Genomic DNA, 10,778 nt, shown 5'->3' with positions numbered 1-10,778 from the left:
CAAGCGTCCTGCCTCAATCAAGGATGGCAGCGAGGGCTATAGCGCTGCCGACATCGAGGTGCTGGAAGGGCTGGAGCCGGTGCGCCGCCGGCCAGGCATGTATATCGGCGGCACCGACGACAAGGCGATGCACCATCTGTTCGCCGAGGTCATCGACAATTCGATGGACGAGGCGGTAGCCGGCCATGCCACCTTCATCGATGTCGAGCTCTCGGCCGACGGCTATCTCGCCGTGACCGACAATGGCCGCGGCATCCCGATCGATCCGCACCCGAAGTTCAAGAAGCCGGCGCTCGAAGTGATCATGACGACGCTGCATTCGGGCGGCAAGTTCGACTCCAAGGTTTACGAGACATCAGGTGGCCTGCATGGCGTCGGCGTGTCCGTGGTCAACGCGCTGTCGGACCATCTCGAGGTCGAGGTCGCGCGGGGACGGCAACTGTATCGACAAAAATTCTCGCGCGGCGTTCCCGTGACCGGCCTGGAGCAACTGGGCGAAATCCACAACCGGCGCGGCACAAAGATCCGATTCCACCCCGACGAGCAGATTTTCGGCAAGGGCGCTGCGTTCGAACCGGCGCGGCTCTACCGCATGACGCGCTCGAAAGCCTATTTGTTCGGTGGTGTCGAGATCCGCTGGACCTGCGATCCGTCGCTGATCAAGGAAAAAGATCAGACACCGGCCAAGGCTGAATTCCATTTTCCCGGCGGCCTGAAGGATTATCTCAAGGCATCGCTCGGCGACGACTTCCAGGTGACTCGCGAAATCTTCGCCGGCAAGAGCGAGAAACAAGGCGGGCCATGGCTCGCTCGAATGGGCGGTGACCTGGTTCGGCGGCGACGGCTTCATCAATTCCTACTGCAACACCATCCCGACCGGCGAAGGCGGCACCCACGAAGCCGGCTTCCGCAACGTGCTGACGCGGGGCCTGCGCGCCTATGCCGATCTCGTCGGCAACAAGCGCGCCTCGATCGTGACCTCGGAAGACGTCATGATCTCGGCGGCGGGCATGCTGTCGGTGTTCATCCGCGAGCCGGAATTCGTCGGCCAGACCAAGGACAGGCTGGCGACGATCGAGGCAATTCGAATTGTCGAGACCGCGATCCGCGATCCGTTCGACCATTGGCTGGCCGACAATCCGCAGGAAGCCTCGAAGCTGCTCGAATGGGTGATCGCGCGCGCCGACGAGAGGGTGCGCCGACGGCAGGAAAAAGAGGTGTCGCGCAAGAGCGCGGTGCGCAAACTGCGGCTGCCGGGCAAGCTCGCCGATTGCACGCAGAATGCCGCGGCCGGCGCTGAACTGTTCATCGTCGAAGGTGACTCGGCCGGCGGCTCGGCCAAGCAGGCGCGCGACCGCGCCAGCCAGGCCGTCCTGCCGCTGCGCGGAAAAATCCTCAACGTCGCCAGCGCCGGCAACGACAAGCTCGCCGGCAACCAACAGATTTCGGACCTGATCCAGGCGCTCGGCTGCGGTACGCGTTCGAAGTACCGCGATGAGGATCTGCGCTACGACCGCGTGATCATCATGACCGACGCTGATGTCGACGGCGCCCACATCGCCTCGCTGCTGATCACCTTCTTCTATCAGGAGATGCCGGCACTTGTGCGTGGCGGCCATCTCTACCTAGCGGTGCCGCCGCTTTACTCGATCAGGCAAGGCGGCAAGGTCGCCTATGCCCGCGACGACGCGCACAAGGACGAGCTCCTGCGCACCGAATTCACCGGGCGCGGCAAGGTCGAACTCGGCCGCTTCAAGGGCCTGGGCGAGATGATGGCGGCCCAGCTCAAGGAAACCACCATGGATCCGAGGAAGCGCACGCTGCTCAGGATCGACGTGATCGACGCCGAGGCGGCGACCAAGGACGCCGTCGATGCGTTGATGGGCACCAAGCCGGAAGCCCGCTTCCGCTTCATCCAGGAACGCGCCGAATTCGCCGAGACGGAAGTGCTGGATATCTAGCCATCAGCCGGTTTAGCTTGCGCTTCTGATATGGAGACCAGCGTGTGATTGCGGCACGGCTGAAAGGCTATTTCGAAACCAGTTTGACCGACCTGACGCAACCGACGCGCTCGGACTGGATTTTCGCTCTTCGCACCGTTTCAGCCGGCCTGATAGCGCTGCTGGCCGCCTACGCCCTAAAACTCGACCACCCGCAATGGGCCATGATGACGGTGTTCATCGTCGCCCAGCCGGTTGCCGGCATGGTGCTGGCGAAGGGCTTCTACCGGCTGCTCGGCACGCTGGTCGGCGGCGTCGCGGCGATCGGCATCACCACCGTATTCGGCACCAACCCCTGGGTGCTGGTGACGGTGCTTGCCGTCTGGATCGGCATCTGCACCTTCGTCTCGTCGCTGCTGCGCAATCCGGAAGCCTATGGCGCCGCGCTCGCCGGCTACACCGCAATGATCATCGGCCTGCCCGCCTTCGGACAACCGCATCTCGTCGTCGACCTCGCGGTCGCGCGATGTGCCGAGATCGTGCTTGGCATTGTCTGCGCCGGCCTGACCAGCCGCCTGATCCTGCCAAAACTGGCCAGCGACGCCATCGTCTCGCGCCTGAAACGCTGTATCCTTGATCTTGCCACCTATGCCGGCGGTGCGTTCTCCGGCGGCGACCCGGCAACGCTGTCCACGCTGCACCGAAAGCTGATCACTGATGCCCAGACGCTCGGCGAGATGCGCGCCTATGCCAGGCTCGAGGCGCCGAGCTTCGCGCCGCGCGCCCATCCAGTCCGTCGCACCATCGGACAGCTGCTCTCGGCCCTGTCGGCGGCACGCGCGCTGCATTCGCACGCCGCCCCGAAGAATGCGGCGCTCATCCCGGTGCGCTCGGAACTGCAGTCGCTGGTCAGCGAGCTGGCGACCAAGCCCGGCGCGCTGGACGATACGGCGCTGTGGGTGGCTCGGCTCGATGCGATTTCCGGAAACGCCCGGCAAATGCCAGATGCCTCGACCGACCAGGGCGACGACAGGGTCGGCACCATCACCCGCCTGACCATCGCCGCCGATTTCGCCGAGGCGCTCAAGCAGGTGCTGCGCGGCCTCGACGCCCTGCGCGCGCCTGCCACGCGCCTGGCCAGGGGCAGCAGGCAGCCTGCGCTGGTGGTGCATCGCGATTACGCCGGCGCATCGCGTAACGCCTTGCGCGCTGCCCTTGCCACGCTGCTGGTCGCGGCTTTCTGGTTGACGACGAAATGGTCGGAAGCGGCCGGCACGGTCATCCTCGTTGCTGTCGTATCGAGCCTGTTTGCTGCTCGCCCCGACCCTGTGCAGGTCGCCTGGGGTTTCTTCAAGGGAACGCTGCTCGCTTTGCCCTTTGCCTTTCTCGTCGGCCAGATCGCGCTGCCCGCTTTGCCGGGCTTCGGCTGGTTCATGCTGTTTGTCGTGCCCATTCTTGTACCGACGGCGCTGGCCATGGCCAATCCACGCTATGTCGGCGTGGCGACGGCCTTCGCCATCAACTTCCTCGCCTTCCTGAGCCCGCACCAGGCGATGACCTACGATCCCGTACCCTTCTTCGCCGGGTCGGCGTCGATCCTGGTCGGCATCCTGCTGGCGATCGGTGTCTTCATCGTCGTGCTGCCAGCCGATCCGTGGCTCGCGGCCAACCGGATCGTGCGCGCCATGCGCGAGGATCTGGCGCGGCTTTGCCTGCATGAGCGGGTGCCGAGGCGGTCGGCCTTCGAGAGCCTCGCCTACGACCGCATCAACCAGCTGATGCCGCTGGTGCAGAATGCCGGTCAGAAGGGCGATGCGGTTCTGGGCGGCGGAGTCGCCGCCGTCACCGTCGGCCTGGAGGTCCTTCGGCTGCGCGATGCAAGCCAAAGCCATGCCATTCCATCCGAGACCGCGCTTTCGATCGCCAACTTCCTGAGGGGACTGGCGCGCGAACTGCTTTTCCGCGCCCCCGGCGATCCACAGACCTCGACCGTCGCCGTCGCCCGGCAGTACGCAGCGAACATCGCCGAGCGAAACGGCACCGGCGAATTGCTGCAAATCGCAGCATCGCTGCGCATCATCGCCGCGGCGATGGAGGATTTCCCGGACTTTTTCGCGAGGGATAAAGGCTAAGCCGCCGCTATCGCCAGTGCGTGGCCGCGTGCGTTTTCGCGCAGCGCGTCGAGATGGATCGACTTGACCAGCGTGGCAAGATCGCCTTCCGCGGACTGCCCGCCCACCTCCTTGAGCATCAGCCAGCTGACCTCTTGCACACCGGCGACGCGCTTGCCGTTGGCGACCTCGCGCCAGATCTTCAGCGCGCGCAGGATGATGGCATGGGTGACTGCGGCGAGGCCGGCGCTGCGGAACAACGCCTGCAACGCCACGTCGTGCCCGCCGGCCAGCAGCGCCCTCACCCGTTGTTCGGACTGCTGGCTGAGCGCGACCAGCGCCGAGCCGAAGAAATCGACCTTGCCATGCGCGATGGTGCGGATCAGAAAGCTCGCGGTAAGGTCGCCGCGCAGCCTGAGATGCTCGATCAGGGCCGCATGTTCTTCCTGGCGCGTGCCTTCTATCAGCGTCACCGAAGCCTTGACGCAGGCGTCGCGCATGACGCGGTCGGCTCGCGCCGCGCCCATCAATGCCATCACCAGTGGCGACGTTTTCAACATTTCGCCCAGCTTGACGAGCAGCATATGCCGACAGTCGGCCGGCAGCCTGATATCCGATATCAGCGCCTCGCGCACCAAGGGCAGATGGCCGTGGCGTTCGGCCATGCGGCGGAAGCTGAGCGAGGCGATGTCGGCGCCGCTGTTGGCGAGCAGCACGGCGCAGGCGTCCGCCTCGCCGATCTCGGCGATGGCCGCCGACAGCGCCATCGAGACGAGTGGCCGGTCGGCGATCAATTTCTGTGTCGCCTTCGGACTTGAAGCCACGCGGTTGATCAGGTCGGCGTCGGTGAGCAGCGGCGAGCGGGCCAGCACCACGCCGGCGACTTCCGGCTGGTCGGAGGCCAGCACGCTGATGATCTGCATTGGCGCGTGGTGGCTCATCGACAGCGCCTCGGCCATCGCCAGCCGCACCTTCGACGAGGCATCGTCGAGCAATAGCGTCAGCGCCGCCTCGGCGGCGCAACGGTCCTCGAAAGGCAATTCGGAATTGATATAGGCCCGGGCCAGAGCGCTCGCCGCCGCGGCACGCTCCGACACCCTGGCCGTGTAGATCCATTTCAGAAAATGCGAAACAACAACCATGCCCGCCTGCTTACGCCCCTTGTCAGAAGCTTCTGACCCCACTGACGACCGTAGGCAGAATTGGTTTACGAACCGTTCACCATGTTCATTAACTGGCTTGCGAGGCTGATTTGCAGCGCCTATCACCGTCAAGCACGTGAGGAGAAAGAAATGGCCGGGCTTTATCTCGAAGAGTTCGTTGTCGGCCATGTCTTCCAGCACACGCTGCGCAAGACCGTTACCGAAAGCGACAACATGCTGTTTTCGGTAATGACGCTGAACCCGCAGCCGCTGCATATCGACTTCGATTTCGCCGCCAGGAGCGAATGGGGCAAGCCGCTGGTCAACTCGCTGTTCACGCTCGGCTTGATGATCGGCATTTCGGTCAATGACATCACAGTCGGCACTACGGTCGCCAATCTCGGCATGAAGGAGACCGTGTTTCCGCATCCGGTCTTCCATGGCGACACCATCCGGGTCGAGACGACAGTCATCTCGGTGCGCGAATCCAGGTCGAAACCCGATCGCGGCATCGTCGAATTCGAGCATCGCGCCTACAACCAGCATGGCGATCTCGTCGCCAAATGCACCAGGCAAGCGATGATGCTGAAGAAGGCGATCTGACGCATGCGTTCGCTGCTGTTCGTCCCTGGCGATTCCCAGAGGAAACTGGAAAAAAGTTTTGGTGCCGGCGCCGACGTGATCATCGTCGACCTCGAAGATTCCGTGGCGCCGCACAACAAGGCGCTGGCGCGCGAGGTGGCGGCGCGCTTCATCCTGGAACGCAGGGCGCAAACCAGTTCAGCCATCTATGTCAGGGTCAACGACCTCACGACCGGGTTGACGGATGACGATCTGGCGGCGTTGGTGCCGGCACGACCCGACGGCATCATGCTGCCCAAGTCGAACAGCGGCCAGGATGTGCAGCATCTGTCGGCAAAGCTCAGGGTGCGCGAGGCCGAAAATGGCTTGGCCGACGGCGCGATCAAGATCCTGCCGATCATCACCGAAACGCCGGCAGGCGTGCTGGCGGCGGCGACCTATGCCGGGACAAGTGCGCGGCTTGCCGGCCTCACCTGGGGCGCTGAAGACCTGTCGGCGGCGATCGGCGCGCGCAGCGTCCGCGACGAGCATGGCCGCTACACGGACGTGTTCCGCCACGCTCGCACAATGACCATACTTGCCGCCGGTGCGGCGGAGGTCGCGGCGATCGACACCGTCTTCCCGAATTTTCGCGACATAGCGGCCTTCGAAGTGGAATGCACGGAGGCCGAGCGCGATGGCTTCACCGGCAAGATGGCGATCCATCCCGACCAGGTGCCGGTCATCAACGCCGCCTTCACGCCGTCGGCCGAGGCCGTGAGACAATCGGCAGCAATCGTCGCCGCGTTCGCGGCAGCGGGAAATCCCGGCGTCGTCGGCATTGACGGCAAGATGTTCGACCGACCGCACCTGCGGCTAGCCGAGCGGCTTCTGGCGCGGGCAAAGGCGGCAGGTGTTTCCGCCTGAGCGCCTGCTACCAAACCAATGGGATCAGGCGGTAACGGACCCGGGCCACATAGTCGTCATAGCCGCGCAGGCCGGTGCGAAGCGTCTTCTCTTCAATGAAGGTGCGGATGGCCAGGAGAACGACGATCACGAGTACCGACGCCAGCCCCCACCAGGAACCAAGCAGAAGTGCAGTGCCGGCGAAGAAAAGAATGGCGCCGGCGTACATCGGATGGCGGACGTAGCTGTAAGGCCCCGTGGAGATCACACGTTGTCCGCGTTCATCCTGGATCTTCACCACGGGCGCCGCGAAACTGTTCTCCAGCATCGTCAGATAGCAGATCCAGATTCCGAGCAGCAGGACGAGCGCGCCGACCACCTGCACCCAGACGGGAACCACGGACCAGCCGAAACGGACGTCGAATCCCATGAATATCTGCGAACCAAAGATGGCGAGCAGTAGTATGGACAGCAGGACCTTGTCGGCCGTGTCCTGATTCTTCTGGATAGGAGAACTCAACCGCTCATTCATCAGGCCGGGATCGCGCCTTGCCAGCGCCACGCCCAAGGTGAGACTGAGCCCCACCATCCCCACCAGATAGACCCAGGCCCCCGGCCAGCGCAGCGTGCCGGCCGACAGGAAGAGCAAGGCGCCCATGGCGCCAAACCAGACGAATGTTTGGAGGACCAATTTCGCGATCATGATCGACCTTTCATGATATCCGCTCACTGCACTGGCAATTTCAGACCATTGGTCTACCATACCGACCATCGGTCTGTAATTCAAGCGAACTGTGCAGAAGGTTCATCATGCCCCGTGTCATCAAGCATCCAGAGTTCAGGCGAGAAGAGCTTCTGGACCATGCCCAGACCCTTTTCCTGACGCAGGGCTATGACAAAGCGAGCCTCAACGACGTGATTGCGTCCGCCGGCGTCTCGAAGGGCGCCTTCTATCACTACTTCCCCTCCAAGGAGGCTCTTCTGGAAGCATTGGCCCATCGCTTTGCAAGACAGGCACTGGCTGGGGTGCAGGACATAATCGACGATCCGGACCTAGACCCGCTTGGCCGCCTGAATGGCCTGCTCAGCCAGTCGCGGCGGGCAAAGATCGAGACCGCGCCCGAAGCTTGGACTCTTTTCGAGACGATGTTTCGGCCTGAGAATCTGGTGCTTTTCCACCGTATCAATCTGGCCGCCAGCGCGTCGTTTTCACCTCTGCTGGTCAAGATCATCAGGCAAGGGATCGAAGACGGCACTTTCAGGACCTTCGATCCGGAAGGTGTTGCCGACATCGTCATGCAATTCGGCATGGCCACGCATGACGTCGTTGCCAAGGCAATTGCCGGCGGCAGCGACGCCGACATGGAGATCGCGATCGAGGCCCTGGAGAAACGCGTCAGGCTCTACGAGATCGCTCTCGACCGCATACTGGGCCTGCCCGATGGAAGCATCCGGATCGGCGAGCCCGGCTATGTGCGCACCGTCATGACGGCCAGGCGGCGAAAGAGTGCCGGCAAGGCGCTGGCCAAGCCTGATATCTAGTCCTTGTCCCAGCGCGGCCGGCGCATCGAAAACACCTCGTCGACGCTGGCATAATCCATATAGCCGAGACGGGCGACATTGCCGGCCTTGGTGATGTCGAACAGGCCGTCTGTCAGGAAGGCGTCGTCGATGTGCACGCCGACCACTTCACCGGCAACAATCACAGCGCTTGTCGGCGATCCGTCCAGCGCCTTTGGCCGAAAGACTTCCGTCACCCGGCATTCGAGCGCGGCCGGCGCTGCCGCCACGCGCGGCGGCGCCACCAGCCGAGACGGCGCCATGGCAAGATCGGCATAGACGAACTCGTTGACGCCGCGCGGAGCATTGACCGATGTGCGGTTCATCTTCTCCGCGAGATCGCGGCTGACGAGATTGGCGACGAACTCGCCGGTTTCCTGGGCGAAGGAGGCGCTGTCCTTCTCGCCTTCGGAGGAGAACCAGACGATGAAAGGCCGCGTAGAAACGGCATTGAAGAAGGAGTATGGCGCGAGATTGACCTCGCCTGCCCTGTTCAGTGTCGAAATCCAGCCGATCGGACGCGGCGCCACGATCGCCTTCGAAGGGTCATGCGGCAGGCCGTGGCCCTTTGAGGGTTCGTAGAACATTCAGCCCGCCCACGGTCCCGAATAGTCACTGTACAGCTTTGCCGGATCGGGCCGGGGCCGCTCCGGTGCCGGGCCGGCATAGGAGCCGATATGGATGAAGCCGATGACCCGCTCCTGCGGCGCCAGCCCCAGCAGCGCCCTGCCCTCCGGCACATCCGAATACCAGTTGCTGATCATGTTGGTGCCATAGCCCAGCGCATTCGCTGCTATCATCAGGTTCATCGCCGCCATGCCGCCCGACAGGAACATTTCCCATTGCGGGATTTTTGGATTGTCCCTGGGGATCGAAACGACGCCGATCACCAGTGGCGCGCGCGAGAATCGCGCCAGTTCCTGGTTGCGGCGGCCTTCGGACAAGGGACCTTCCCGCTGCTCTGCAAGCGCTGCCAGTTGGCTGCCGATCTCGACGCGGGCGTCGCCACGGTAGAGGATGAAGCGCCAGGGCTCCAACCGGCCATGGTCGGGCACCCGGGAGGCAGCGGCGATCATCGTGGCGATCTCCGCATCGCTCGGCGCCGGCTCCTTCAAATCGGGGATCGGTGCGGAGTTTCGGGTGAGCAGGAAGTCGATGATCGGCGACGCCATGGGCGCAAGTCTCCTGGACATTCTGTTTTGAGCTGAAGCGCACCATCGGGGATTCGGGCGGCTCGGGCATTGGCGCGGGATACGCCGGAGGGAAGAGTCGTTTCAACTCTTAAGCCTTGAAATTGCCACCGCCATGGGCTTCAACGCAAGGCATGTTTGAGGGGACTGTCCGTCTTTTCCTGGTCTGGCTCGGCGCGCTGATATTCATGGCGCCGGTTTCGCTTGCCGTGGCGCAGAACGTCGACGGTGTCACCGACCTGAAGCTTCCGGGAATTTCGAGCTACGCGACGCCGAAAGGCGAGACGTCACTGGCGCTGAGCGGCGGCGGCGCCATCACATTGTCCGCCCAACTAACCGACAAGGGTTCCGACATCACGCGCGGCATCGTCTGGCGGGTTTTCAAGCCCGAAGCCGTCAACGGCAAATTGCCGATGGTTGCCTCCTCCCATGGCGGCACCGCCGTCTTCCAGCTCGAACCCGGCAGCTATCTGGTTCACGCCTCCTACGGCCGGGCCGGCGCCACCAAGCGCATCACTGTCGGCAAGGACGCCAAGCGCGAAAGTCTCGTGCTCGACGCCGGCGGCCTCAAGCTCGACGCAGTGCTGTCCGGCGGCGTGCGCATTCCACCAAAGAAGCTGCGATTTTCGATCTACGAAGGCACCGCCGAGGCCAATGGCGACCGCGCGCTGATCATTCCCGATGTCGAGCCCAACAGCGTCGTGCGGCTCAACGCCGGCATCTATCACGTCGTCTCGACCTATGGCGCAGTCAACGCGGTCATCCGCTCCGACATCCGTGTCGAGGCCGGCAAGCTGACCGAAGCCACCGTCGAGCACCACGCCGCCGAGATCACCATGAAGCTGGTGCGCGAAACCGGTGGCGAGGCGATCGCCGACACATCCTGGTCGCTGCTCAACGAATCGGGCGATCCGATCAAGGAAACCGTCGGCGCCTTCGCCTCGATGGTGCTGGCCGAGGGCGACTACACCATCATCGCCAAGAACCGCGACCGCATCTATCAGAAGGATTTTACGGTCGTGGCCGGGCAGAACCAGGAGATCGAGGTTCTGGCCACCGAGGCCGCGGCGATGGATCCCGAAGAAGGCGCGGACTAACCTTCCGCGGCAGGTTTCCTGTTTTCAGGCTGCCATCTTGGTCCGCGCTGGCAGGAACGGAATCCGGCGGCGCGCCACGATTGGCGCCAGATCGAACACGCCGCGATACAGCCGGTCGAGCAATGCCTTGCGGTCGCGCAACGGCTCCAACTCGCTCCAGCTCAGCACATCGCCGACGCGCACGTCTATCGCCTTGCCGGACAGCCGCGCGAATTCGTGGATGAGCAGCGACGTGCGCAGCGTCAGCGAGGCCTTGCCGACGAATTTCGCC

9 protein-coding genes and 2 pseudogenes are annotated in these 10,778 nt (G+C 63.7%); 6 read left to right on the top strand and 5 right to left on the bottom strand.

Going from position 1 to position 10,778, the window contains the following annotated elements; genetic code table 11:
- Nucleotides 1-1,961, top strand: a pseudogene (gene parE / locus EN984_RS08725) (DNA topoisomerase IV subunit B); the annotation flags it as partial.
- A 44-nt stretch (nt 1,962-2,005) separates the two neighbouring features.
- Nucleotides 2,006-4,072, top strand: coding sequence for an FUSC family protein (locus EN984_RS08720; protein ID WP_127270720.1), 2,067 nt, complete (start codon nt 2,006-2,008; stop codon nt 4,070-4,072).
- Here EN984_RS08720 and EN984_RS08715 read toward each other — a convergent pair.
- Entirely contained in the window at nt 4,069-5,193 is a 1,125-nt protein-coding gene (locus EN984_RS08715) for a DUF2336 domain-containing protein (RefSeq protein ID WP_127270718.1), read from the bottom strand. The genes EN984_RS08720 and EN984_RS08715 overlap by 4 nt on opposite strands.
- 150 nt (nt 5,194-5,343) lie before the next feature.
- Between EN984_RS08715 and EN984_RS08710 the strand changes: the two genes are divergently transcribed.
- Together EN984_RS08710 and EN984_RS08705 are read left to right on the top strand one after the other, a co-directional pair.
- A complete protein-coding gene (locus EN984_RS08710) occupies nt 5,344-5,796 on the top strand; it encodes a MaoC family dehydratase (protein ID WP_127271750.1) in 453 nt (150 codons plus the stop codon).
- 3 nt (nt 5,797-5,799) lie between these two features.
- Nucleotides 5,800-6,681, top strand: coding sequence for a CoA ester lyase (locus EN984_RS08705; RefSeq protein WP_127272691.1), 882 nt, complete (start codon nt 5,800-5,802; stop codon nt 6,679-6,681).
- 7 nt (nt 6,682-6,688) lie between these two features.
- Here the strand turns inward: EN984_RS08705 and EN984_RS08700 are convergent, their stop codons facing one another.
- Nucleotides 6,689-7,363, bottom strand: a complete 675-nt coding sequence (locus EN984_RS08700) for an isoprenylcysteine carboxylmethyltransferase family protein (protein WP_127272690.1) — start codon at nt 7,361-7,363, stop codon at nt 6,689-6,691.
- A gap of 107 nt (nt 7,364-7,470) precedes the next feature.
- Between EN984_RS08700 and EN984_RS08695 the strand changes: the two genes are divergently transcribed.
- On the top strand, nt 7,471-8,202 hold the full coding sequence (locus tag EN984_RS08695; RefSeq protein WP_127270168.1) for a TetR/AcrR family transcriptional regulator: 732 nt from the start codon (nt 7,471-7,473) through the stop codon (nt 8,200-8,202).
- Here the strand turns inward: EN984_RS08695 and EN984_RS08690 are convergent.
- Together EN984_RS08690 and EN984_RS08685 are read right to left on the bottom strand one after the other, a co-directional pair.
- On the bottom strand, nt 8,199-8,807 hold the full coding sequence (locus EN984_RS08690; RefSeq protein WP_127270170.1) for a flavin reductase family protein: 609 nt from the start codon (nt 8,805-8,807) through the stop codon (nt 8,199-8,201). The genes EN984_RS08695 and EN984_RS08690 overlap by 4 nt on opposite strands.
- Nucleotides 8,808-9,392 (bottom strand): nitroreductase, encoded by a 585-nt coding sequence (locus EN984_RS08685; protein ID WP_127270172.1) that lies wholly within the window; start codon nt 9,390-9,392, stop codon nt 8,808-8,810. It abuts the gene before it with no gap.
- 152 nt (nt 9,393-9,544) lie between these two features.
- Between EN984_RS08685 and EN984_RS08680 the strand changes: the two genes are divergently transcribed.
- Nucleotides 9,545-10,507 carry a hypothetical protein gene (locus EN984_RS08680; protein ID WP_127270173.1) on the top strand — a complete coding sequence of 321 codons (963 nt, stop codon included), beginning with the start codon at nt 9,545-9,547 and terminating at the stop codon, nt 10,505-10,507.
- A 24-nt stretch (nt 10,508-10,531) separates the two neighbouring features.
- Here the strand turns inward: EN984_RS08680 and EN984_RS08675 are convergent.
- A pseudogene (locus EN984_RS08675) lies at nt 10,532-10,778 on the bottom strand (glycerol acyltransferase); the annotation flags it as partial.

The sequence above is a fragment of the Mesorhizobium sp. M7A.F.Ca.CA.004.12.1.1 genome (assembly GCF_003997835.1).
Lineage (GTDB): Bacteria > Pseudomonadota > Alphaproteobacteria > Rhizobiales > Rhizobiaceae > Mesorhizobium.
The sequence above is the reverse complement of the archived record's forward strand: the minus strand, read 5'-3'. Positions and strand labels throughout refer to the sequence as shown.